At 63.4% G+C, this 22,210-nt stretch carries 23 protein-coding genes; 7 read left to right on the top strand and 16 right to left on the bottom strand.

The window, feature by feature from the left end:
* Positions 1-26 precede the first annotated feature (26 nt).
* The 4 genes from OGV19_RS02855 to OGV19_RS02840 are packed head-to-tail and all read right to left on the bottom strand — an operon-like array spanning position 27 to position 3,708.
* On the bottom strand, positions 27-944 hold the full coding sequence (locus OGV19_RS02855; RefSeq protein WP_264312040.1) for a 5-oxoprolinase subunit C family protein: 918 nt from the start codon (positions 942-944) through the stop codon (positions 27-29).
* Positions 941-1,636, bottom strand: coding sequence for a 5-oxoprolinase subunit PxpB (pxpB, locus tag OGV19_RS02850; protein WP_264312039.1), 696 nt, complete (start codon positions 1,634-1,636; stop codon positions 941-943). The genes OGV19_RS02855 and pxpB overlap by 4 nt, the downstream gene beginning before the upstream one ends.
* The gene (locus tag OGV19_RS02845; RefSeq protein ID WP_264312038.1) at positions 1,633-2,412 is read right to left on the bottom strand and encodes a 5-oxoprolinase subunit PxpA; all 780 of its coding nucleotides are present in this window, start codon (positions 2,410-2,412) and stop codon (positions 1,633-1,635) included. The genes pxpB and OGV19_RS02845 overlap by 4 nt, the downstream gene beginning before the upstream one ends.
* 9 nt (positions 2,413-2,421) lie before the next feature.
* Positions 2,422-3,708 (bottom strand): MFS transporter, encoded by a 1,287-nt coding sequence (locus OGV19_RS02840; RefSeq protein WP_264312037.1) that lies wholly within the window; start codon positions 3,706-3,708, stop codon positions 2,422-2,424.
* Positions 3,709-3,839: 131 nt separating this feature from the next.
* On the opposite strand from OGV19_RS02840, the gene OGV19_RS02835 reads away from it, so the two are divergent.
* Positions 3,840-4,751: a LysR family transcriptional regulator gene (locus tag OGV19_RS02835; RefSeq protein WP_264312036.1), complete on the top strand. Its 912-nt coding sequence runs from the start codon at positions 3,840-3,842 to the stop codon at positions 4,749-4,751.
* A 183-nt stretch (positions 4,752-4,934) separates the two neighbouring features.
* Here OGV19_RS02835 and OGV19_RS02830 read toward each other — a convergent pair whose 3' ends face one another.
* Genes OGV19_RS02830 through OGV19_RS02820 form a run of 3 tightly spaced genes read right to left on the bottom strand, consistent with a single transcriptional unit; the run spans position 4,935 to position 6,748 of the window.
* Entirely contained in the window at positions 4,935-5,456 is a 522-nt protein-coding gene (locus tag OGV19_RS02830) for a DUF2937 family protein (protein WP_264312035.1), read from the bottom strand.
* 9 nt (positions 5,457-5,465) lie between these two features.
* Positions 5,466-6,239, bottom strand: a complete 774-nt coding sequence (locus OGV19_RS02825) for a class II glutamine amidotransferase (RefSeq protein ID WP_264312034.1) — start codon at positions 6,237-6,239, stop codon at positions 5,466-5,468.
* 14 nt (positions 6,240-6,253) lie between these two features.
* Entirely contained in the window at positions 6,254-6,748 is a 495-nt protein-coding gene (locus OGV19_RS02820; protein ID WP_264312033.1) for an MFS transporter, read from the bottom strand.
* 187 nt (positions 6,749-6,935) lie between these two features.
* Between OGV19_RS02820 and OGV19_RS02815 the strand changes: the two genes are divergently transcribed.
* Positions 6,936-8,978, top strand: a complete 2,043-nt coding sequence (locus OGV19_RS02815) for a S9 family peptidase (RefSeq protein ID WP_264312032.1) — start codon at positions 6,936-6,938, stop codon at positions 8,976-8,978.
* 54 nt (positions 8,979-9,032) lie between these two features.
* Here the strand turns inward: OGV19_RS02815 and OGV19_RS02810 are convergent, their stop codons facing one another.
* The gene (locus tag OGV19_RS02810; RefSeq protein WP_264312031.1) at positions 9,033-9,311 is read right to left on the bottom strand and encodes a hypothetical protein; all 279 of its coding nucleotides are present in this window, start codon (positions 9,309-9,311) and stop codon (positions 9,033-9,035) included.
* Positions 9,312-9,443: 132 nt separating this feature from the next.
* On the opposite strand from OGV19_RS02810, the gene OGV19_RS02805 reads away from it, so the two are divergent.
* Positions 9,444-9,815 carry a YajD family HNH nuclease gene (locus OGV19_RS02805; RefSeq protein ID WP_027594605.1) on the top strand — a complete coding sequence of 124 codons (372 nt, stop codon included), beginning with the start codon at positions 9,444-9,446 and terminating at the stop codon, positions 9,813-9,815.
* A gap of 71 nt (positions 9,816-9,886) precedes the next feature.
* Complete coding sequence (locus OGV19_RS02800) at positions 9,887-10,357, top strand: RNA methyltransferase (protein ID WP_027594606.1); 471 nt, start codon at positions 9,887-9,889, stop codon at positions 10,355-10,357.
* A gap of 165 nt (positions 10,358-10,522) precedes the next feature.
* On the opposite strand, the gene OGV19_RS02795 is transcribed toward OGV19_RS02800, so the two are convergent.
* The 5 genes from OGV19_RS02795 to OGV19_RS02775 all read right to left on the bottom strand — a co-directional run bounded on the left by OGV19_RS02795 (position 10,523) and on the right by OGV19_RS02775 (position 16,603).
* A complete protein-coding gene (locus tag OGV19_RS02795; RefSeq protein ID WP_264312030.1) occupies positions 10,523-12,013 on the bottom strand; it encodes an aldehyde dehydrogenase in 1,491 nt (496 codons plus the stop codon).
* 2 nt (positions 12,014-12,015) lie between these two features.
* Positions 12,016-12,918 (bottom strand): dihydrodipicolinate synthase family protein, encoded by a 903-nt coding sequence (locus tag OGV19_RS02790; RefSeq protein WP_264312029.1) that lies wholly within the window; start codon positions 12,916-12,918, stop codon positions 12,016-12,018.
* 75 nt (positions 12,919-12,993) lie between these two features.
* On the bottom strand, positions 12,994-14,322 hold the full coding sequence (locus OGV19_RS02785) for an MFS transporter (protein WP_264312028.1): 1,329 nt from the start codon (positions 14,320-14,322) through the stop codon (positions 12,994-12,996).
* A 182-nt stretch (positions 14,323-14,504) separates the two neighbouring features.
* Positions 14,505-15,824 carry an NAD(P)/FAD-dependent oxidoreductase gene (locus OGV19_RS02780; RefSeq protein ID WP_264312027.1) on the bottom strand — a complete coding sequence of 440 codons (1,320 nt, stop codon included), beginning with the start codon at positions 15,822-15,824 and terminating at the stop codon, positions 14,505-14,507.
* 62 nt (positions 15,825-15,886) lie between these two features.
* Complete coding sequence (locus OGV19_RS02775; protein WP_264312026.1) at positions 15,887-16,603, bottom strand: GntR family transcriptional regulator; 717 nt, start codon at positions 16,601-16,603, stop codon at positions 15,887-15,889.
* Positions 16,604-16,927: 324 nt separating this feature from the next.
* On the opposite strand from OGV19_RS02775, the gene OGV19_RS02770 reads away from it, so the two are divergent.
* A complete protein-coding gene (locus OGV19_RS02770; RefSeq protein ID WP_264312025.1) occupies positions 16,928-17,269 on the top strand; it encodes a DUF2892 domain-containing protein in 342 nt (113 codons plus the stop codon).
* Between the two features lie 130 nt (positions 17,270-17,399).
* Here OGV19_RS02770 and OGV19_RS02765 read toward each other — a convergent pair whose 3' ends face one another.
* Positions 17,400-18,614 (bottom strand): hypothetical protein, encoded by a 1,215-nt coding sequence (locus OGV19_RS02765; protein ID WP_264312024.1) that lies wholly within the window; start codon positions 18,612-18,614, stop codon positions 17,400-17,402.
* A gap of 41 nt (positions 18,615-18,655) precedes the next feature.
* The gene (locus OGV19_RS02760; protein ID WP_264312023.1) at positions 18,656-19,105 is read right to left on the bottom strand and encodes a YcgN family cysteine cluster protein; all 450 of its coding nucleotides are present in this window, start codon (positions 19,103-19,105) and stop codon (positions 18,656-18,658) included.
* A gap of 145 nt (positions 19,106-19,250) precedes the next feature.
* Here OGV19_RS02760 and OGV19_RS02755 point away from each other — a divergent pair, with 145 nt between their 5' ends.
* Together OGV19_RS02755 and OGV19_RS02750 are read left to right on the top strand one after the other, a co-directional pair.
* On the top strand, positions 19,251-19,844 hold the full coding sequence (locus OGV19_RS02755) for a nitroreductase family protein (protein ID WP_264312022.1): 594 nt from the start codon (positions 19,251-19,253) through the stop codon (positions 19,842-19,844).
* Between the two features lie 257 nt (positions 19,845-20,101).
* Complete coding sequence (locus OGV19_RS02750; protein ID WP_264312021.1) at positions 20,102-21,037, top strand: IS110 family transposase; 936 nt, start codon at positions 20,102-20,104, stop codon at positions 21,035-21,037.
* A gap of 182 nt (positions 21,038-21,219) precedes the next feature.
* On the opposite strand, the gene OGV19_RS02745 is transcribed toward OGV19_RS02750, so the two are convergent.
* The gene (locus OGV19_RS02745) at positions 21,220-22,152 is read right to left on the bottom strand and encodes a D-2-hydroxyacid dehydrogenase (protein WP_264312020.1); all 933 of its coding nucleotides are present in this window, start codon (positions 22,150-22,152) and stop codon (positions 21,220-21,222) included.
* Between the last annotated feature and the right edge of the window lie 58 nt (positions 22,153-22,210).

Genomic DNA, 22,210 nt, shown 5'->3' with positions numbered 1-22,210 from the left:
CTTGTCCCGCGAAGAGGCCGGTAGCTTCACCGCCAACGGTTCAGATAACCCTGCTGTTCCCGCCAAGCTTCCTCCTGCACCACCGCCCTGAACCGCACTGCCTCTCCAGGCATGCACTGCGCCAGTTGCGCCAACGCCAACGGCGTCAACGCCCCCAACCGCGGATAGCCGCCAATGGTCTGCCGGTCATTGAGCAGCACAATCGGCTGCCCATCTGGCGGCACCTGCACCGCCCCGAGCGGGATCCCTTCGGAGATCATCGCCGCGCCCTGATAGACCAGCTGTGGCCCAAGCAAACGGATCCCCATGCGGTCTGCTCGGCTGTCCAACGTCCAGTCGCTGTTAAACGCCTCGAACAGGCTGGTACCGCTGAAGTCACCAATCTGCGCGCCCATCACCAGGTCGAGCACAGGCTTTGCCGAATACACGGGTCGCAACGCTTCGGGCACTTCACGCAGGGCCGGTGCTGAACCCGCAAACGCGAGCACCTGCCCTTTGCCCAGCGCGTCCCCGCGCCCATCGATGCCGCCCAGCGCTTCACGTACAACCGTGGCGCAACTGCCCAGCACAGCCTCTGCCTGGAACCTACCCGGGGCTGCAAGATAGGCCCGCACACCCTGCTTGGGCTGCTTCAGGGTCAGGCGCTGACCTTTGGCCAGGGCAAAACTGCGCCACGGTGCCAGGGGCTGATCATCGACCCGCGCATCCAGATCGGCGCCAGCCAAGGCCAGTACGCAATCCTGCTCAGCCACCACGCTGAATCCGCCTAACGCCACCTCGATCACCGGCGCACCCAGCGGGTTACCCAGCAGCCAGTTGGCCCAGTTCATCGCCACCCAGTCCAGCGCCCCACCCTGGGTCACGCCCAAGTGGCGTACGCCAAAGCGCCCGGCATCCTGCAATTGGCACAGCGCGGTGCTGGCTTCGATCCTCAACTGCGTCATGCCTGTGCCTCCAGCGGGCGGTCATCTCCGCCCAACGCCATGAACTCGGCGTGGGATACCGCCACGAAACGCACCCGGTCACCCGGTTGCAACAAGCTGTAGCCTTCGCGTTCCCGGTCGAATAGGCGCACCGGGGTGCGCCCGATCAGGTTCCAACCGCCTGGCGATACCGCCGGGTAAGCAGCGGTCTGGCGTTCGGCAATGCCAACGCTGCCGGCCGCTACGCGCTTGCGTGGGGTACTCAGGCGCGGCGTGGCCAGGCGCTCGTCCACCAGCCCCATGAAGCCGAAGCCCGGCGCGAAGCCCAGGGCGAAAACCGGGTACTCGCGCTCGCTGTGCAAGCGGATCACCTCGGCCTCGGTCAGCCCGCTTTGGCTCGCCAAGGCCGGCAGCTCGGGGCCGACACTGGCGTGGTACCACACCGCAATCTCATGGCGTCGGCCACTGTTGCCTGCATCAGGCTGCAGCCCCTCCAACGCCTGTGCGATCAACGCCCTCGCCGTGCCAGGCGCCCCGTCGTATTGCACCATCAAGGTGGTGTAGGACGGCACCAGGTCGATCAACCGCTCGCCAAAGGCTGCACGCACGCGCTGGCTGGCCGCGAGGATCCACGGCATGTTGGCTTCGTCGATGGTGTTAAACAGGCGCACCATCAGGCTGTCGATCGCGACCACTTCAACGCGCACTTTCATGCTTGCTCCAGCGCATCGAGGGCCTGACGGATCTGCCGCACCGCCGCCACAGAACTGTCGTTGTCGCCGTGTACGCAGAGGGTACGGGCGTGCAGACGCAACGCACTGCCATCGTCCGCCACCAGCGCCTCGCCACGGGCCAGGCGCAAGGCCTGTTCGACCACCAGCGCCGGGTCGTGATGCACAGCGCCAGGCAGGCGCCGCGACACCAGATGGCCGCTGGCGGTGTAGGCGCGGTCGGCGAAGGCTTCGAACCACAGCGGCACGCCGATGTCATCGCCCAAGGCCTGAGCCGCGCGGTCATCGGCAGTGGCCATGAGCATCAGCGGCAGGCTGCTGTCGTAGGCCGCCACGGCTTCGAGCACCGCACGCAGTTTGCGCGGGTCGGCCATCATGTCGTTGTACAGCGCGCCATGGGGTTTGACGTACGCCACCCGGCCGCCGAGCACCTTGCAGATACCGTCCAGCGCACCGATCTGGTAGTGCAGCAGGTCACGGATTTCTTCATTGCTGCAGGCCATGGCGCGGCGGCCGAAGCCGACCAGGTCCGGGTAGGCCGGGTGCGCGCCGATGGTCACCCCGTGCGCCAGCGCCATCTCCACGGTGCGGCGCATGATGCTGGGGTCGCCAGCGTGGTAGCCGCAGGCGATGTTGGCGCAATCGATATACGGCATCACCTCGGCATCCAGGCCCATGCGCCAGCTGCCGAAACTCTCGCCCATGTCGCAATTGAGAAGCAGGCGTTCCACCACACAGACTCCCTTGTCGATGTTCATAGGCCTACCTTACCGCGCCTGGAGTTGTTTGCCGCGTGTTTCCGGCAGGCTGAGCGCCGCCAGGATCACCACGCCATACGACACCGCGGAGAACACGCCAATACCCAGCCCCAGCGGCACCTTTTCGCCAAGCATGCCGATCAGCAACGGGAACAGTGCCGCGATCACTTTGCCGATGTTGTAGCAAAAGCCCTGCCCCGAGCCCCGAATACGGGTGGGGAACAGTTCGGTCAAAAATGCGCCCATGCCACTGAAAATGCCCGATGCGAAGAAGCCCAGCGGGAAGCCCAGCCACAGCATCACGCCATCGCTGACGGGCATCTGCGTGTACAACAGCACGATGATGAAAGACCCCACGGCAAACAGGATGAAGTTCTTTTTGCGGCCCAGCAGGTCGGACAGATACGCGCTGACCACGTAGCCGATGTAGGAACCCACAATCACCATCGCCAGGTAGCCACCGGTGCCCAGCACGCTCAGGCCGCGCTCGTTCTTGAGAAAGGTCGGCAACCACGCGGTGATCGCATAGTAACCGCCCAGTGCACCCGTGGTCAGCAACGAGGCGCGCACGGTAGTCCAGAGCATGCCGGGGGCGAAAATCTCGTAGAAGTGCGACGGTGCTTCGGCCTTTTCAGCGGCCTTGGCCTGGCGGTACACCTCAGGGTCCTTGACCAGGCGGCGCACGAAGATCACGAACACGGCCGGTACGATGCCCAGCAGGAACAACGCGCGCCAGGCCTGCTCGGGCGGCAGGTAGGTGAACAGCAACGCATACAGGATCGCCGTCAGGCCCCAGCCGAGAGCCCAACCAGACTGCACCATGCCCACTGCCTTGCCACGGTGCTGGGCGCGGATCACCTCACCGATCAGCACCGCACCTGCAGTCCATTCGCCGCCGAAGCCAAAACCCATCAGCGTGCGGGCGATCAGCAGCTGTTCGTAGTTCTGCGCAAAGCCGCAGAGGAAGGTGAAGAACGCGAACCACAGCACCGTCAGTTGCAAGGTGCGCACACGACCGATGCGGTCGGAGAGGATGCCAGCGATCCAGCCGCCGATGGCCGAGGCAATCAGGGTGCTGGTGTGTATCAGCCCGGCCTCGGCGGTGCTGATGCCCCAGATCAGGATCAGCGTGGGGATGACGAAGCTGAGCATCTGCGTGTCCATGCCGTCCAGGCCATAGCCGATCTTGCAGCTCCAGAAGGTGCGTCGTTGCTGTTTGTCGATGTCGCGATACCAGGCGAATGGCCCGGTCGAAGAAGGTGAAGAAACCTGCTGCTGCACGCCGGTGGGGTTCATGCTTGCCTCGGCTTGTTGGTATTGTTTTATGGGGCGACCTATTGCGTCGCGGCCTGGGCATCATTGTTCAGAGACCGCGTCGTTTGCGTCCAACGAGAAAAACCGCCGGTCTGGAACAAGAAAAACTGATCATGAACCTACGTTTCCTCGAAACCTTCGTCTGGGTCGCTCGGCTCAAGAGCTTCCGCCTGACGGCGGAAAAACTGTTCACCACCCAGGCGTCTGTCTCCAGCCGCATCGCTGCGCTGGAGGCAGACCTGGGCGTCAAGCTGCTGTTGCGTGACTCTCGCGGTGTCAGCCTGACCCCGGAGGGCAGCAAGGTGCTGGAATACGCCGAACGCATGCTCGACACCGCCAAGGCTATGAAGCAGTCGCTGGACAGCGACCGGGCCAAGGTCGGGCGCATCCGTATTGGGGTGATGGACACGGTGATCCATACCTGGATGAGTGCGTTGGTGGCGGCCTTGACCGAGCGCTACCCGCAGGTAGAGATCGAACTGGTGGCCGATACCGCGCTGAACCTGCGTGAGCAGCTGCAAAAAGGTTTTCTCGACGTGATCCTGCAGACCGACCTGCTGCGCGAACAGTCGATCCGCAGCCTGGACCTGGCGCGTTACCCGATGGGCTGGATCGTGGCCGCAGGCTCGCTCCAGCACCGGGACTACGCCTCGCTGGCGGAGCTCGGGCGCGAGCGCATCGTGACCTTTTCGAAGAACTCGCGGCCGCATCAGGAGGTGCTCAGCCTGTTGCACAGTGCTGGGGTGGAAACCCCGCGGTTGAACTGCGTGAACTCGGTGGCGGCGATTACCCGGCTACTGCGCGACGGCTTTGCGATTGGTGCACTGCCACCGGCGCTGGTGGATGCGGAGCTGGGCCTGGGGGAGCTGGTGCTGCTGGAAGGGCTGCAACCACCGCCGAGCCTGGAGCTGGTGGTGGCCTGGCAGACCGGGGTGGCATTGGTGGATGAGGTGGTCGGGGTGTGCCGGCAGGTGCTGGAGCAGTATGCGCGAGATGTGGGTGGGCAGCGGATTGTGCTGGTCTGAGGGATTATCGCTGCCTTTACCGGCCTCTTCGCGGGGCAAGCCCGCTCCCACAGGTTGCCCACTGGACCTGAGGGCAGTGGGCAACCTGTGGGCAGTGAGCGGTGGGCGGTGGGCAGTGGGCAGTGGGCATTTCTGTGGGAGCGCGCTTGCCCCGCGAAGAGGCCCGCACAGGCGCTACCTAACTCAGCGCCAGCTTTCCTTCACCACCCGGCGTCGCCCGCCCATGATCACCCAGCCAAGCGCAAGCAACAGGCTCTCGACCACAAAGGCCAGCACAAAGCCGGCGCCAATGCCCCAGCCAATCGCCTCCGGCACCAGCAGAATCTGGTAGCTGTAACCCTTGAGCGTTTCTTCACGCATTTGCGGGTCCGGCTGCACCAGCACATGCCAGGTGCGGTTTACCCACGACCCTTGCAGCGCCTGCCATTCCTTTTCCAGCAGTTCGTTGCGGATCATCAGGCTTTCGATGCTGTTGGCATCACTGTTGAACACGGGGTCATCGCTGCTGCGGTAATGCCGCAGCAAGGCCTGCAGGTCGCCATTGAAGAACCGCTCGGCCGTCTGCGTGAAGCCATCGAGCGCCTGGCGCGATTCGAACAGGTGCGCCTCGACCCGCTGGCTGTAGTCCTTGACCAGCCCCGGAACCTGGATACCGGCCAGCAGGCCGAAGGTAAACAACAGCAATCGCAGGTAACTTCTGAACATGCAGCGTCCTTAGCTCTGGCCTTGCGAAACGCACTCTCCGTGCCGCCACAAGGCCCACTGACCCGGTGCATAACGCTGCCAGGTCTCGTTCTCGGTCAGGGCCTCGGTGGCAATCACCGTGACTACGTCATTGGGGGTCGTTTCGGTGTGAAAATCGACGATCAGGTCGACATCCTTTAAGCGTGCCGCGCCAAAAGGGGCGCGGCGGGTAATGTGCACCAACTTGGTCGAGCAGAAGCAGAACAGCCAGTCGCCGTCGCTGAGCATGCAATTGAACACGCCCTTGCCACGGTAACCGGCACAGGCTTCGACCAGCACCGGCAACAGCTGTTCCACTGCGACCGGCTCGGGGAAGGCCGCACGGATGCGGTTGAGCAGGTCGCAGAAGGCCGCCTCGCTGTCGGTATCGCCCACCGGTCGGTAGAAGGTGGCTTCACCCTTGAAGTCGCCCAACTGCCCGTTGTGCGCAAAGCACCAGTTGCGGCCCCACATCTCGCGGACAAACGGGTGGGTGTTGGACAGGCACACCTTGCCGACGTTGGCCTGGCGAATGTGGCCGATGACCACTTCGCTCTTGATTGGGTAACGCTGTACCAGGTTAGCCACTTCCGACTCGCTGCTCGCCGCCGGGTCCTGGAACAGGCGCAGGCCGCGGCCTTCATAGAAGCCGATGCCCCAGCCATCACGGTGCGGGCCGGTGCGGCCGCCACGCTGCATCAGGCCGGTGAAGCTGAAAACGATGTCGGTGGGGACGTTGGCACTCATGCCCAGCAGTTCGCACATGCGCGTGTCTCCGATTACAGGCGAGGCTCGACCCGACCGCCGCCGGCAGGCGCGGCAGGGGGATCGTTGCGGTAACGGTCGCGGCGCTCGGCCACCAACGGGGCGCCGCCCCGGACGTCGTCATCTTCGGCGGCCTGGCGCTTGGCGGCGGCTTCAGCCTGCTCGCGACGCTCGCGGGCACGCTTTTCCAGCGGCCAGCGCAACAGGACGAAAATGAAATAGAGGCCAAAGGCGATCATGCCGTACATGGCAAAATCGGACACCGCGCGCCAGGCGTTGTTGCCGACCTTGAAGGCCACGTCCAGGGCGGTGATGGCGATGGCCGGCGCAAAGCTGTCCTTGACCGGGTCGACGATGGTCGGGGTCAGCAGCAGCACCGCCAGGATCACCCGCAGCGGTTCGCGCAGCCAGCGCCACATCCAGCCGGTAAGCTTGAAGCCCACCAACAGGCAGCCCAGGGCGGCTAAGGCGTAAAGGCCCCAGGCGAGGGTATAGTCGTTCTCGGTCATGGTGTTCGTGCAAGCCAGGCAAAGAGTTGCCTATGATAAACACTTTTCAGGGCGCAGACAGCGCTTCCCTGTTAAGGCCTCTTCGCGGGCAAGCCCGCTCCCACCGGTCAGCGCAACGCCTGTGGGAGCGGGCTTGCCCGCGAAGAGGCCTTAACAGGCACCGCAAGCCCTCAGCCAAGGACCCCCGATGCCCACCAAGCCCCACCCCCCTATCGCCCGCGCAGACCAAGCCGCCGACCCCTACGCCTGGCTGCAACAGCGTGACACGCCCGAGGTGCTCGAATACCTGCAGGCCGAAAACAGCTACCAGGAGGCCTGCCTGGCCGACCAGGCGCCCCTGCGCGAAACGCTGTTCGAGGAGATCAAAGGCCGCATCCTGGAAACCGACCTGTCGCTGCCCTCGCCCTGGGGCCCGTACCTGTATTACACCCGCACCACTGCCGGCGACGAGTACCCACGCCACTACCGCTGCCCACGCCCGGCCGACGACTCCAACACGGTGGATGAAAGCCGCGAACAGCTGCTGCTCGACCCCAACGCACTGGCCAACGGCGGTTTCCTGTCGCTGGGTGCGTTCAACGTCAGCCCCGACCATCGCCTGCTGGCCTACAGCCTCGACACCAGCGGCGACGAGGTCTACACCCTGTACGTCAAAGACCTGGGCGACGACAGCGTCACCGCCCTGCCCTTCGAGGACTGCGACGGCAGCCTGACCTGGGCCAATGACAGCCAGACGCTGTTCTTCGCCGAACTCGATGACACCCAACGCCCTTGGCGCCTGCGTCGCCACACCTTGGGTGGCAGCGACGCGCCCACCGTGTTCGAAGAGCCCGATGGCCGCTTCTTCCTGCACTGCTACCGCACCAGCTCCGAACGCCAGTTGGTACTGTTGCTCAACAGCAAGACCACCAGCGAAGCCTGGGTACTCGATGCCGAAACGCCACAACTGCCGTTCACCTGCCTGGCGCCACGGGTTGAAGACCATGAGTACTTCCCCGACCACGGCCAGCTCGATGGCCAATGGCACTGGTTTGTCCGCAGTAACCAGGACGGCATCAACTTCGCCCTTTACCACGCCCCGGCCGAGCGCGTGCCGACGCGTGATCGCTGGCAGCTGCTGGTACCGCACAGCGACAAGGTCATGCTCGAAGGCCTCAGCCTCAACGCAAGCGCCCTGACCTTGAGCCTGCGCGAAGGCGGCCTGCCAATCATCGAAGTACGCCCGCAGGGCCTGCCGGCCTACCGTGTCGAATTGCCGGATGCCGCCTACAGCCTGTACGTGCAGGACAGCCTGGAGTTCGCCAGCACCCGCGTGCGCCTGCGCTACGAAGCGCTCAACCGACCGGCCCAGGTGCGCCAGCTGGAGCTGGCCACGGGGGCGCAGGCGGTGCTCAAGCAAACCCCGGTGCTGGGTGCGTTCGATGCCGACGACTATGTCAGCCAGCGCCTGTGGGCTACCGCCCAGGACGGCACCCAGGTACCGATCAGCCTGGTGCGCCGCCGCGAAGACCTGGGCAAGACCATGCCGCTGTACCTGTATGGCTACGGCGCCTATGGCGAAAGCCTCGACCCGTGGTTCTCGCATGCCCGCCTGAGCCTGCTGCAACGCGGCGTGGCCTTCGCCATTGCCCACGTGCGCGGTGGCGGCGAGCTGGGTGAGGCCTGGTACCGGGCCGGCAAGCAGGCGCACAAGCAAAACAGTTTCACCGACTTCATTGCCTGTGCCGAGCACCTGATCGCCGAAGGCGTGACCACGCCTGAGCGCCTGGCCATCAGCGGCGGCAGCGCTGGCGGGTTGCTGATGGGGGCGGTGCTCAACTTGCGCCCCGAGCTGTTCCGCTGCGCGATTGCCGAAGTGCCGTTTGTCGACGTGCTCAACACCATGCTCGACCCGGAACTGCCGCTGACCGTCACCGAGTACGACGAATGGGGCAACCCGGCAGAGCCCGAGGTGTATGAGCGCATCAAGGCCTACGCCCCGTACGAGAACATCAAGGCCCAGGCTTACCCGGCCATGCTGGTGGTGGCCGGCTACAACGACAGCCGCGTGCAGTATTGGGAGGCCGCCAAGTGGGTCGCTCGCCTGCGCACACGCAAGACCGATGACAACCTGCTGCTGCTCAAGACAGAAATGGGCGCTGGGCACGGCGGCATGAGTGGGCGGTACCAGGGGCTCAAGGATGTGGCGCTGGAGTATGCCTTCGTGTTTGGTGAGCTGGGTGTGATCTGACGAATGCTGGGGGCGCTTTGTGCCCCCACTTGTCACAGCCGACACAACAGCAGGTCAGTCCTCCTCCACCGGCACCTTCGGCGGCTCTGGCCGCAAACCCGGCAACGGCTGGTCCTTCGGCGGCCCAGGCACCGGCATCGGCGGCAGCAGCGGTGCGCCCGGCTGGCTGTCATAGGCCTTGGGCGGTGTACTCGGGGTGATCTGCGGATAGGGCGTAGGCGTCGGCGTGCCGGGCGCACCGGGCACGGGGGTGTTGAGCCGGGGTGGCGTGCTGGCGGCTTCGGCCATGGGCAGGCCAGCCAGGAGCAACGCGGTGAGGATCGCATGCAACATCAGCAACCTCCTGTCGGGAACCTTCTTACAGGCTACGCCTAAATCAAAGCTTTCGCCTGTCCGCCTGGCCTGCAAGCGCGCTAGACTCAGTGGCATAACCGTCATTTGCCTGATCAGAACAAAGGAAACACCATGAGCTCGGCCTCTACCTCCGCCGCCACCGCGCGCCTCGACCGCATCCTTGCCGACGCCAAGCGCGACAAAGAGATGGGCTACCGCGACAAGGCCCTGAAGATGTACCCGCACGTGTGTGGCCGCTGCGCCCGCGAGTTTGCCGGCAAGCGCCTGAGCGAGCTGACCGTGCACCACCGTGACCACAACCACGACAACAACCCGCAGGACGGTTCGAACTGGGAGTTGCTGTGCCTGTATTGCCACGACAACGAGCACTCGCGCTACACCGACCAGCAGTATTTCAGTGAAGGCTCGACCAGCACCCCGAGCATCGCCAAGGCCACCCACAACCCGTTTGCCGGGCTGGCTGGCCTGCTGAAAAAAGACTGACCATCGACATAGCCCCCGCTGTGGCCGGCGAGCCCGTATAATCGCGCTTTTTTCGCGAAGGGCCCCGGTACGTGGCAAACAAACGATACAGCTGCATCGGCCTGTTCAACCCCAAGTCGGCGGAAAACGTCGGCTCGGTGATGCGCGCAGCGGGTTGCTATGGCGTCAACTCGGTGTTTTACACCGGCAAACGGTATGAGCGCGCCCGCGACTTCGTCACCGACACCAAACGTGTGCACTACGACATCCCGCTGATCGGCATCGACGACCTGCAACGCATCATCCCACTGGGCTGCACGCCCGTGGCGGTGGAGCTGGTCGACGGCGCACGGCCGCTGCCCGAGTACACCCACCCTGATCGGGCCATCTACATCTTCGGGCCCGAAGATGGCAGCCTGGATGCCGATGTAAGGGGGTGGTGTGAAGAGACCATCTACATCCCGACCCAGGGCTGCATGAACCTGGCGGCGACGGTGAATGTGGTGCTGTATGACCGGATGGCCAAAGGGCTGAATACCCGGTCGGGGCCCAAGTTCAAGTAACAAAAAAACGCCTGAGTGATGCCTGTACCGGCCTCTTCGCGGGGCAAGCCCGCTCCCACAGGTACCTCACAGTGCTCAAGGGCAATGGGGACCCTGTGGGAGCGGGCTTGCCCCGCGAAGAGGCCGGTACAGGCATCCCCAGAACAGCACCGTCCCGCAATCAGCTCACGAAGCGTTGATCCAGATGGTTTTCAGCTCCGTGTACTGGTCATGAGCCCATATGGACTTGTCGCGCCCACCAAAGCCAGACTCTTTGTAGCCGCCAAAGGGCGTGGACGCATCGCCCTCACCAAAGCAGTTGACCGTCACCACACCCGCACGAATTTCACGCGACAGGCGCAAAGCGTTGCGCAAGCTGCCGGTGTAGGCCGAGGCGGCCAGGCCGTAAATGGTGTCGTTGGCCAGCTCGATCGCTTCGTCGATGGTCTCGAAGCTGGTCACGCTCAGCACCGGCCCGAAGATTTCCTCGACGAACAGCTTGTTGTCCCGGGGCACGCCATCGACGATCGTCGGCTGCACGAACACGCCCTGCTCGGTCTCACCGCCCTGCACCACGTTGAGCTTCTGATCGGCGGCATACTCCAGGTAGGACTTCACTTTCTCGAAGTGCGACTTGCTGACCATCGCGCCCAGGCGGTTTTCCGGGTCGAGTGGGTCGCCCAGCTTCCACTCCTTGAGGTGCTTGCCGATCAGCGTCAGCAGCTCGTCCTTGACGTCCTTGTGCACGATCAGGCGCGAGGACGCCGAGCAGTTTTCGCCCATGTTCCAGAACGCACCGGCGGTGACGAACTGGGCCACTTCGTCCAGGTCCTCGCAGTCGTTCATGACCACGGCCGGGTTCTTGCCACCCAGCTCCAGGACGATGCGCTTGAGGTTGGACTCGGCCGCGTATTTCAGGAACAACCGACCGGTGTCGGTGGAGCCTGTGAAGCTGACCATCGGGATGTCCATGTGGCGGCCGATGGCCTCGCCCACCTCCCGGCCACCACCTGGCACCAGGTTGAACACACCTGCCGGTACGCCTGCCTGGTGGGCCAGCTCGGCCACCCGCAGGGCGCTGAGGGTGGTTTCCTTGGCGGGCTTGACCACGATCGAGCAACCGGCGGCCAGCGATGGGGCAATCTTCCAGGCCAGCATCAGCAGCGGGAAGTTCCACGGCAGCACCAGGCCGACCACACCGATGGCTTCACGCACCACCATGGTCACGGCCGCGTTGCCGGTCGGGGCAGTGGCGTCGTAGATCTTGTCGATCAGCTCGGCGTGCCAGCGGATCGTGTGGATGGTTTCCGGCACGTCGACGTTCTGGCATTCGCTAACCGGCTTGCCGCTGTCCAGCGCTTCCAGCACCGCCAGCTCGTGGCTGTTGTCCTCCAGCAATTGGGCGAACTTCAGCAGAATGTGCTTGCGCTCACCGGGTTGCAGTTTTGACCAGGATCCGTCTTCGAACACGCGCTTGGCCGCTGCCACAGCAATGTCGACATCCTGCACATCGCAGGCGGCGACTTCGGCCAGCTGCTTGCCGGTGGCCGGGTTGGTGGTGACGAACGTGCGGCCGGAGACGGCATCGCGAAACTCACCGTCGATGAACGCCTGGTTACGCAGTTGCAGGTCGGCGGCGATGGCCGCGTACTGTGCCTTGCTCAGCAATTGGGCCATGTTCAGGCACCTCCGGTGATCTGGGCGATGTTGCGCTTGAGATCAGTGACTACGCGCTCGAGTTCCTGCTTCTGGGCAGCATCCAAGTCGTACAGCGGCTTGCGCACGCCACCGGTGCTCAGGCCGTTCAGCGCGCAGCCGTACTTGATCGACTGGACGAATTTGCCACCTTCGAGGAAGTCCATCAGCGGCATCATGGCGCCCATGATGCGGCGGCCTTTGGCGAAGTCCTTCTCGATCACGCAGGCTTCGAACAGGGCAACGTGCTCACGCGGGATGAAATTGGAACCGGCGCAGACCCAGCTCTGGGCGCCCCAGGCGAAGAACTCCAGGGCCTGGTCGTCCCAGCCGCACGACAGCTGGATGTTCGGGCGCTGGATGGCCAGACGGTGCAGCTGGGCCATGTCGCCAGAGCTCTCCTTGATGGCGACGATGTTTTTCACATCCGCCACGGCGTCGAAGAATTCTTCGCCCATGCTCACGCTCATGCGGCCTGGGTAGTTGTAGAGCATGATCGGCAGGCCGGCGGCGGCGTCGACCGCTTTGACGTGCAGGGCGATTTCCTGTTGGGTCGGCAGCGCGTACGGCGGCGTCCCCACCAACAACGCATCGGCCTGGATTTCCTTGGCGTGCTTGGCGAAGGCCACGGAATCTTCGGTGCGGATCGCGCCGGTGCCGATGATCAGCGGCAGGCGGCCATTGAGTACGTCCTTGGCCTGTGCCGCCAGCTCGATGCGCTCTTGCGCGGTGTGGGCGTAGTACTCGCCGGTGGAGCCACCGATGATCACGCCATGGATGTTCGATTCGACCAGGTATTCGAGGACTTCGGCGAACGCCGCCTTGTCGATCGAGCCGTCCGCAGCCAGCGGAGTGATTGCCGGGGTGTAGATGCCTTCGAATTTCACGGTAGGTTCTCCAGTGCGTTGATCAAGGTTGTAGTGGCCACAGCGGATCGACGCTGCGGCGGCGTTTCAAATGGTTCAGCTCAGCGAAGCCGCTTGCTGCAGGTTCAGTGAACGGGTTTCCGGGGCCAGGGCCACGGAGATGGCCAGGCCGACAAAGGTGACGGCGGCGGCGGCATACATGGTTGCGCCGATGCCATAGTTGTCGAGGGCGATGGGTACCAGCCAGGTACCGACAGCGGCACCGACCCGCGACATGGAGGTGCCCACGCCCACGGCGCCGGCACGGATTTCGGTGGGGAACAACTCGTTGGGGTAGACCAACTGCAATACCTGGGCACCGCCGATGAACACGGCATAGGCACCGAACAGCACCAGGATGAGCATCTCGTTGCCATGGCTGAACGCCGCCAGGCCCAGAAGCGCCAGCCCCGACCAGAAGAAGCTGTGCAGCAGCGTGGTGCGCCGGCCAAGGGTGTTGAGCAGGCGAGTGCCGATCAAGCAACCGACCACGAACAGGAAGGTGATGGCGACCGAACCAATCGACGCCCAGTCGCCCTTCAGGTTAAGCGCACCCAGCACCTTCGGGGCAAAGGCGTACACGGCGAACACCGGGATCACCGAGCAGGTCCAGAACAGGGTGACGAACAGCATGCGCTTGCCGTAGCCGGAGTGCAGCAGGCTGAAAAACGACAGCTTGCGGGCCTTGGGTTCTTCCGGCAGGTTGCGCAGCGAGAAACCCGTGCCATAGACCCGCTTGATCACCTGCTCGGCCTCGGCCAAGCGGCCCTTGCTGATCAGCCAGCGCGGCGACTCTGGGGTACCCAGGCGAATGGCGAACAGCAGCGCGCCGATCACCGCCGCACTGGCCAATACCAGGCGCCAGGCATCATCGCCACCGTGGCGCAGGATCGCCTCCCCCACCATGTAGGCGGTAGCGGCGCCGGCAAACCACAGCACCGTCAGGGTGGCCAGGCGCGGGCCGCGGTGCTTCTTGGGCAGGAACTCCACCAGCAGCGAGGTGGCCACCGGGTACTCGATGCCCACCGCGATGCCGATGGCAAAACGCAACAGGAACAAGGCCAGCGCCGACTCCACCCAGAACTGGGCAATTGAAGACAGGATGAACAGGGTCGGGCCTACGAAGAACACACGCTTGCGACCAAAGCGGTCGGTCAGCCAACCGCCGAAAAAGCCGCCGAAGAAAATGCCAATCAGCGCCGAAGCGGCGATCATGCCCTGCCAGAAACTGTCCAGGCTCAGGCCTGCGGACATTTGCACCATTGCCACGCCGATGATGCTCAACACATAGCCATCGACGAACGAGCCGCCACCAGAGCGCAGGGTCAGCAACTGGTGAAAACGGTTGATCGGTACATCTTCAATCGAAATATTCGGACTTGTCATTGTTGTTCCTACCACTTCATCTGCATGTACGTTTTCAAGGCGAGCGTGTCCGCGAAACTGAAAATAGCCTTCAGCCCCGGTCATCGGACTTCACATCTCAAACATCAATTTTGGGCAAAGCGCGCCCGTGCCGGGCAAATCCGCCCGACGTCAAATATGCAATGGCCTAACTTACAAAACGATCAGCTTTCTTTGCCCGCGCGCAATTGCCCCCACATCAAGTTGGCGTTCAAGCCCAGGGATACCAAGGGCTGCGGAGGGTTCGCACAAGGCCCGGGAGCATTGAGCAGAAACTCGATAAGTTCGTTCTTGTCGCCAGCGAGCCAGTCGGCCAGCAACTGCCCGGTGACCGTGCCACGGGTAACACCCAGGCCGTTACAGCACAGTGCGCCGAACACATTGGGCGCCAACTGGCCGAAGAACCCCATGTGATTGCGCGACAACGCCAGGGCACCGCCCCAGGTGTATTCGAAGTTCACGTCGGGCAACATCGGGAAGCGCCGGGCAAACGATTCGCGGTGGCGTTGAACGAAGCGATCCAGGTACTTGCGGTTGCTGCGCCCGTCCGGGTTGTAGCTGAAGCTGTTGCGCACCAGCAGGCGGTTGTCGACGGTGCGCCGCAAGGTGGTACCAAATGGGTCGGCGGGGATCACCCCCCAGTACGGTTTGCCACCCAGGCGTGCCTGTTCGTCTTCGGTCAACGGGCGGGTGATGCTGCCATAGGTGAACACGGGCAGCATGCGGCCCTTGAGGAAGCCGAAGCTCATGCCGAAGGCATTGGTGGTGAGCACCAGCTTATCGGCCGTGATCGAACCCTTGGCGTGGCGCAGCACCACTTTGGCACCGTACTCGACGTCAGTGATCGGCGTATTTTCGTACAGTGAGACGTTGCTCGGCAGGCTGTCGGCCAGGCCTTTGACCAGTGCCGAGGGCTGCAGCAAAGCAGTACCCGGCGTGAACAAGCCCTTGCGGTAGAAGTGCGTGCCGATGTGCTCGGGCAGGTCGCGACCTTCGATCACTTCATAGGGCTGGCCGAGCTTGTCCAAGCCTCGACGGTAGGCATCGAGCACGGCAATGCCGCGATCCTCGACAGCTGCCTGGTATTTGCCGCAGTGACGGAACTGGCACTCGATGCCATGGCGCTCGATCAGCTGCTTGAGGTACGACTGCCCGCCCAGGTTGAGCTTGAGCACGGTCTTGGCGGTATCGATGTCGCCGATATAGTCCTCGGCGCCGATGTCATGGGGCAGGTCGATGGCAAAACCGGCGTTGCGCCCGGAGGTGCCGAAACCGACCTCCTGCGCCTCGACCAGCACGATTTCGTCATGCGGAAAGTTCGTTGCCAGCTGACGCGCAGCGGCCAGCCCGGTGAAGCCGGCGCCGACCACCACCCAGCGCGCCTGGCTGTGGCCACTGTGGGCCGGCCGTGGCGTGCGCGGTGTACTCAGGTGATACCAACCACAGGTGGCATCATCGGCAGGTAACGAACTTATTCTTGTCATGTCACTAACCTGGATCTTGTTGTTGACGAGCGATCAGCGCCAGCGGCGATGACCTGGAGAACTCATAGCTGTATCGGCACATCCAGCCCTTGAGGTGCGGCGTACTCGGCCATGCGTCGACGTGACAGCTCGAAGTGTTCGCGCACCAGTTGCCCGGCACGCTCTGGGTCGCGGCGTTCGATGGCATCGATCATCTGGTCGTGCTGATCGCAGGCGGTTTCAAGGTCCTGCTGCATGTCATCGGTGGTCGGGTGGCGATAAAAAATCTTGCCCAGGCGGGCATGGTCGATGAGCAGACGGCGCAGGCTCGGCATCAGGTAGTCGTTGTGCGCCATCTTGCCGATTTCCAGGTGGAAGGCATCGTTGTGGACGACCCGGTTTTCCACGTCGCGGTCTTCGATGGCTTGGCGGAACTGTGCCTGGATAGCCTTGAGCGCCTCGATTTCCGCAGCGCTGGCGTAGGTGGCGGCCAACTGGGTGGTGGCAATATAGATAAGCGGCGCGGCGACGAAGAAGCTGTGCAGCGAATCGTGGTTCATCGCGGCAACCCGTGGCGCGCGGTTGGCCTCAAGCTCGATATAGCCTTCGGCAGCAATCTGGCGCAGCAGCTCACGTACCGGTGGGCGCGACAGGCCGAACTCATCGCACAGGGCCAACTCGTCCACCACAGCGCCTGGGGCCAGCTCCATGCTGAGGATCCGGCGGCGCAGCGCTTCGGCGAGGACGGCCTTGCGGTCCTGCGGCGCTTCTTCGCTGATGGGTTGAACGGTGGCTTTCATGGCGGCCTTTTTTGTTGTCATAGCGCTGTGTCTACTATTTGTATAACGACTATAGGGCACTGTTAGACAATGTGTCTACAGCATTTTGGACGAGCGGCTTAAACTCTGAATCGCCCGTATTTAAAGGGATTCATGGGTTTTTAGGTGAGATTAAACACCCCGGCAGGCTGCATTGCCAAACCGGACAAATATTTGTCCAGACATGACATTTCTGGCACTGAATGGCAATGCTTGGCTGGGCGCCTGGCAACCATTCGGCACAGTGAGTGAACGGCTGCAAGCGACCTGCGGTCAGCTGCTTACACTTGATACGGAGGGCTTGCCATGCTCGATATCCATACCGCTGCGGCATCGCCGGAGCACAATGTTCAGGGTCTGGAAAGGGTCGGCTCGCTGGCCGGCGGGGCACTGATGTTCAGCAAGGGGCTGCGTCATGGTGGCCTGGTCGGGCTGTTGCAGATGGTGGTGGGCGGCCTGGCGGTTGCGCGCGGGGTCAGCGGGCATTGCTCGACCAAGGCCTGGTGGCAGCGCCATCGTCAGGAATACAACCGGTTGCGCGCGGACATCGAACAGAGTGCTGCGCAGTTGCAGGCGTTGAAGGCGAGTGCCAAGGCGGCTACCCGAGGGGTGACGGTGACGGGGAAGGATCCGCTGACTGGCCTTTGAGGTGTTTTGCCTGTGCCGGCCTCTTCGCGGGCAAGCCCGCCCCCACAGGACCGGACTGCCCCAGGACTAGTGAAGCGACTGTGGGAGCGGGCTTGCCCCGCGAAGAGGCCGGCACAGGTGACACCGATCTCTAGCGCAACGCCTTGCTCTGCAACACCTCGGACCGGCGCCCCAGCACACTCTCGCTGATCTGCACGAACTCTTCGGTGCTCACACTCGGCAAGCGCATCAGCGCCCGCGCCACATCATCCAGCGAACGCTTGGCCTGGGTGTGGATGCGGATCTCCTTGTCCAGCGCCTGCAACAGCAACACGCCACGGGCAACTTGCGCCGGGCTGGCCTGCTCGCCCTTGAGCTGGGTGACCTTGGCGCCCTGCTTGCTCAAGCGCGCCTGCCAAGCCTGGTAGCGGTCATCGCTCACCCCGCCCGCCCGGCGCAGCAGCTCGCTGGCGTAGTAGTCGGTCAGGCTCTCGACAAGCCAGTCACTGCCCTCGCGCCCGTGAATCTGCGCAAACAGTTGCACCAGTTCGCGCAACAACGGGCTGCTGCCACTTTCGCTGATCATCGGCCGTGCGCTGTGCATGTACAGCGAACCCTGCGCCGCCATCGCCCCGCGCCACATGCCGTCACGGGCGCCGACCAACAGCAGTTTCGGAGGGTTACGTGGGAACACCGCCTGCAATTGCGGCCAGACAAAAGTCAGCAGGGTCAGGCTGTCCATGCGGCGCATACCCTGCCCGACCGGCGCGGCGACAGTGACCTCGGTTTCGCCCAGGCGCGCGCGGCGGCTACCCAGATCACCGGCCAACATCCAGCCGGTGGGGCGGTCGAATAGGCGCGAGACGTTGTCGATGCGGAATTTGTCCTTGCCGATACGTGGCCAGGACGTTTCGATGCTCTTCCAGCCTTCGGGCAGGTCGAACCACAGGCGCGCCACCAGCTCGGTACCGTCCTGTTGATCGAGGTGCGCAGGCGGCACCAACTGATCGCCCAGGAACAAGGCCCAATGGGGCGTGATGCGCGATGAGTAGGCGCCACTGCGCAGCTTCTGGTCCAACTGCACACGGTAGCTGAGGCTGGTCTTGCCGGGCGCGGGGTGCCACACACCACGCTCGCCCTTGCCTACAACCTGCCATTGGCCGTCAGCCTGGAAGCCACTGTAGGTGCCGCCCTTGCCCAGGTCGAAGTCCAAGCTGCGAACGCTGCTGCCTTCAGCCAGGGTCAGGCGTACTTCGGCCTGGCCACTGGCGGGCAGCAGGCGCACGTGATAGTCCAGGTCGACGTTCTTCGCCCAGGCCGGTGAACAGGCCACCAGGCTCAAAAGCAACAACAGCTGGCAACGCATTCAGAAACTCCTTGTTTCCCAGAAGCGACGGGGCGCGCCGGTCAGCTGGCGCGAAAGATCAGGTGGTCTTCCCAGTCGTCTTCGTCGACATCATGCTCACTGAGCATACGCCCTGACTGGGAAATGCGCTGTTCATGGACCTGCTGGCGATCACCGCAGATCAAGTGGTGCCAGTCAGGCAAATCCTTGCCTTCGCTGACCAGGCGGTAACCGCAGGTGCTTGGCAGCCACTTGAACTGGTCGGCCTTGCCCGGGGTGAGCTGGATGCAGTCGGGCACGTGAGCGAAGCGGTTGGGATAGTCGCTGCACTGGCAGGTGTTGAGGTCCAGCAATTTGCAGGCAATGCGCGTGTAATAGATGCTGTTGTCGTCCTCGTCCTCAAGCTTTTGCAGGCAGCACAAACCGCAACCGTCACAGAGCGATTCCCACTCTTGCGGGTTGAGTTGTTCAAGGGTCTTGCGCCGCCAGAACGGCGCGCTGTCAGCGATCATCACACGGGTTTCCTGCATTCATCTTCAGTGGGCGGCGCGCGGCGGCGCCAGTCTAGAGCCTGGCCTTCGGCAAAGCCAGACCGCTTGTCAGTGACGACGGGACGCAGTAGCGTGCGGTTTTCCCCATCCTCTTGCAGGAGCAGCCATGAGCGCCACCCCCCGTATTGCCGATTACGCGATCAACGAGCAGTTCATCAACCGCTGGTCGCCCCGCGCCTTCACTGCCGAGCCGATCAGCGAAGAGACCCTGCTGAGCTTCCTGGAAGCCGCGCGCTGGGCGCCTTCGGCGTACAACTCGCAGCCTTGGCGCTTCCTTTATGCCCGCCGCGATACGCCGAACTGGGAGCGTTACCTGAACCTGCTGGTGCCGTTCAACCGCAGCTGGGCGCAACAGGCGTCGGCGTTGGTGCTGATCATCTCCAAGACCACCTTCGCAGCGCCTGGCGCCGCCGAAGAAAGCCCGGCCCTGTGGCACACCTTCGACACCGGTTCCGCCTGGGGGCATTTGGCCCTGCAGGCCAGCATCAGCGGCTGGCACACCCACGGCATGGCCGGTTTCGACAAGGCACTGGCGCGCAGCGAACTGAAGGTGCCGGAGGGCTACGAGCTGCATGCCATGGTGGCGATCGGCAAACTGGGCGACAAGGCGACCTTGGCCGAGGCGTTGCAAGCGCGTGAAGTGCCGAGCCCGCGCCGGCCGCTGAGCGAGCTGGCGGCTGAGGGTGATTTTAGCCTGTAAGCATTTTTGTTGGCTGTACTGGCCTCTTCGCGGGGCAAGCCCGCTTGTGTCTTGGAGAGGGAATAGAATCTGAAGTGAGAGCGGTGAATGGCAAGCTGATAGCCCGAGGTGCCCAGAGCACGTGTGGGAGCAAAAGCTGCCATTCACCGTTCCACTTTGGCGAGAGCCCGAACAGTTGGATGAGGGGCGTAATCTCGAATCACAAGCGTGGGCCAAGCCAAAGCGCTCTCACTCCTTGAGTTTAAGAGGGTTTGGCCATGTCTTCCTCTGTCGGCATCGATGTTTCCAGTGCCACACTTGCTGTTCACATCCGTCCTGAGGGGGTGAACTTCAGTGTTTCCAATGACTTGAAGGGATTCCAACTGCTCGTCGAAAAGCTTGGCGGGTATGCAATTTCAATGGTCTTGCTCGAAGCTACCGGTGGCTACGAGTGCAATGTCCTCAAAGCGCTGCAGGATGCCGATTTTCCGGTTTGCCGGATCAATCCCAGTCGTGCCCGGGACTTTGCCAAGTCGATGGGTAAACGCGCCAAGACCGATCCCATTGACGCAGCTGTTTTGGCTCACCTGGCTGAAGTTATGCCCCCACGGCCTTGCCAGGTGATGACACCCGAGCGGGCTTTGCTGCGCGAACTGCTTATGCAGCGGGATCGCTTCGTCCAACAGCGCGACGATGACAAGCGGCGCCTGAAGCAGGCGCGGGCTCCCAGTGTTTGTTTGCGGTTGGAACAACACATCGCCTATCTGAAGGGTGAAATTCGAGCGCTGGAACAAGAGATCGCACAGCAGGCAGCAGCTTTGCCTGATGACCGGGTTAAACAGCTCACTCAAGTCAAAGGAATTGGTCTGATTACTGCCGGAAAGCTGATGGCCTTGCTGCCAGAGCTGGGCCAGGTGGATAAGAAGGAAATTGCCGCCTTGGTCGGTGTTGCGCCGTTCAACCAGGACAGCGGCAAGCAGTCGGGCAAGCGTTCAATCTGGGGGGGGCGCTCACAAGTCAGGCGGGCGCTCTATATGGCCTGCTGGGTGGTGATACGGCACAACAAGGACTTCTGCGAGCGCTACAAAGCACTGCGAGCCCAGGGGAAGTGCGCGAAAGTATCGGTGGTGGCGTGTATGCGAGTATTGATAGTGAGGCTAAATGCGATGCTCAAGACCGGAACGCCCTGGAAGGAGCAAATAGCTCATTCGTAGGAGCAAGCCTTGCTGGCGATGCCCGGCACAGCCGGGCCTGGGGCGCTACGCGCCCCATCGCCGGCAAGGCCAGCTTCCACAAGAAGACAGTTGCTCCCACAACCGCCCTGCAGTTCTGAACCCTGCGATGTACCAGTGGGAGCGGGCTTGCCCCGCGAAGAGGCCAGTACAGACACTACAAATCAATAACCCCGGGTGAAGTCCACTTCCCCACGCAACCCCTGCCCCGCCTCATACGCCCGCACATTCTCGACAAACAACCGCACCATCGCCGCCGGCGAGGTGGGCGCCGAGCTGTGCCCGGTCAGCAGCAGCCCCCAGGCAGTCCAGAACGGATGACGCTGGGGCAGCGGCTCCTGGCGGCACACATCGATCACCGCGCCCGCCAAATGGCCTTGCTTGAGTGCTTCGACCAAGTCGCCATCGACCACCGCCACCCCACGCCCGGCATTGATGAACAACGCCGTGGGCTTGAAGCGCTGGAACAGCGCCGCATCGTACAGATCATGGGTAGCGGGCGTGTCCGGCAGCAGGTTGATCACGTAATCCGCCTGTTCGACCCTGCGCGGTAGGTCAGCCAGCCCGGCCACCTCAACGAACGGCGCCTGCGCACGGGCGCTGCTGGCGATACCGTACAGGGTGACGCCAAATGGCTGGAGAAACTCAGCCACGCGCTGGCCGATATCGCCGGTGCCGACGATCAACACCTGGCGCCCCTCCAGCGTCCCGCCAGGGCGGTCGTCCCAGCGCCGCTCGACCTGGCTCACCAGGCGCGACAGCACTTCGCGCTCGTGGCCAAGCAGGTAGGTGAGCACGTACTCCGCCATCACCTGGCCAAAAATGCCGACCGCACGCGTCAGGCGGTAATCCCGTGGCAAACCGTCGGCCAGCAGCGGCGTGATGCCCGCCCAGGTCGACTGCATCCAGGCTGGCGTGTGGCCCTGGCGCAGCAGGCTCGCCAGCAAGTCAGGCTGGCCCAGCCACACCGAGCACTGCGGCGCCTGGAGCGCCAGCTCGGCAGAGTCACTGCTGGTCAGGATTTCCAGGTCAGGGGCCGCCTGGCCCAACAGCTGGGCGTAATTGGCATGATCCTGTTCGGCGATCAGAACGCGCATCGTGAAGACAACCTTGGCAGACAACGAAAGCGGCCCGACACACGGGCCACTTGGCGAA

The sequence above is a fragment of the Pseudomonas putida genome, assembly GCF_025905425.1.
Classification (GTDB): domain Bacteria; phylum Pseudomonadota; class Gammaproteobacteria; order Pseudomonadales; family Pseudomonadaceae; genus Aquipseudomonas; species Aquipseudomonas putida_AF.
The sequence above is the reverse complement of the archived record's forward strand: the minus strand, read 5'-3'. Positions and strand labels throughout refer to the sequence as shown.

Excerpts from the sequence above, each read along its gene's own strand:
- OGV19_RS02855 (WP_264312040.1), bottom strand. The coding sequence starts at position 944 with ATGACGCAGTTGAGGATCGAAGCCAGCACCGCGCTGTGCCAATTGCAG.
- pxpB (WP_264312039.1), bottom strand. The coding sequence starts at position 1,636 with ATGAAAGTGCGCGTTGAAGTGGTCGCGATCGACAGCCTGATGGTGCGC.
- OGV19_RS02845 (WP_264312038.1), bottom strand. The coding sequence starts at position 2,412 with ATGAACATCGACAAGGGAGTCTGTGTGGTGGAACGCCTGCTTCTCAAT.
- OGV19_RS02840 (WP_264312037.1), bottom strand. The coding sequence starts at position 3,708 with ATGAACCCCACCGGCGTGCAGCAGCAGGTTTCTTCACCTTCTTCGACC.
- OGV19_RS02835 (WP_264312036.1), top strand. The coding sequence starts at position 3,840 with ATGAACCTACGTTTCCTCGAAACCTTCGTCTGGGTCGCTCGGCTCAAG.
- OGV19_RS02830 (WP_264312035.1), bottom strand. The coding sequence starts at position 5,456 with ATGTTCAGAAGTTACCTGCGATTGCTGTTGTTTACCTTCGGCCTGCTG.
- OGV19_RS02825 (WP_264312034.1), bottom strand. The coding sequence starts at position 6,239 with ATGTGCGAACTGCTGGGCATGAGTGCCAACGTCCCCACCGACATCGTT.
- OGV19_RS02820 (WP_264312033.1), bottom strand. The coding sequence starts at position 6,748 with ATGACCGAGAACGACTATACCCTCGCCTGGGGCCTTTACGCCTTAGCC.
- OGV19_RS02815 (WP_264312032.1), top strand. The coding sequence starts at position 6,936 with ATGCCCACCAAGCCCCACCCCCCTATCGCCCGCGCAGACCAAGCCGCC.
- OGV19_RS02810 (WP_264312031.1), bottom strand. The coding sequence starts at position 9,311 with ATGTTGCATGCGATCCTCACCGCGTTGCTCCTGGCTGGCCTGCCCATG.
- OGV19_RS02805 (WP_027594605.1), top strand. The coding sequence starts at position 9,444 with ATGAGCTCGGCCTCTACCTCCGCCGCCACCGCGCGCCTCGACCGCATC.
- OGV19_RS02795 (WP_264312030.1), bottom strand. The coding sequence starts at position 12,013 with ATGGCCCAATTGCTGAGCAAGGCACAGTACGCGGCCATCGCCGCCGAC.
- OGV19_RS02785 (WP_264312028.1), bottom strand. The coding sequence starts at position 14,322 with ATGACAAGTCCGAATATTTCGATTGAAGATGTACCGATCAACCGTTTT.
- OGV19_RS02780 (WP_264312027.1), bottom strand. The coding sequence starts at position 15,824 with ATGACAAGAATAAGTTCGTTACCTGCCGATGATGCCACCTGTGGTTGG.
- OGV19_RS02775 (WP_264312026.1), bottom strand. The coding sequence starts at position 16,603 with ATGAAAGCCACCGTTCAACCCATCAGCGAAGAAGCGCCGCAGGACCGC.
- OGV19_RS02770 (WP_264312025.1), top strand. The coding sequence starts at position 16,928 with ATGCTCGATATCCATACCGCTGCGGCATCGCCGGAGCACAATGTTCAG.
- OGV19_RS02765 (WP_264312024.1), bottom strand. The coding sequence starts at position 18,614 with ATGCGTTGCCAGCTGTTGTTGCTTTTGAGCCTGGTGGCCTGTTCACCG.
- OGV19_RS02760 (WP_264312023.1), bottom strand. The coding sequence starts at position 19,105 with ATGATCGCTGACAGCGCGCCGTTCTGGCGGCGCAAGACCCTTGAACAA.
- OGV19_RS02755 (WP_264312022.1), top strand. The coding sequence starts at position 19,251 with ATGAGCGCCACCCCCCGTATTGCCGATTACGCGATCAACGAGCAGTTC.
- OGV19_RS02750 (WP_264312021.1), top strand. The coding sequence starts at position 20,102 with ATGTCTTCCTCTGTCGGCATCGATGTTTCCAGTGCCACACTTGCTGTT.
- OGV19_RS02745 (WP_264312020.1), bottom strand. The coding sequence starts at position 22,152 with ATGCGCGTTCTGATCGCCGAACAGGATCATGCCAATTACGCCCAGCTG.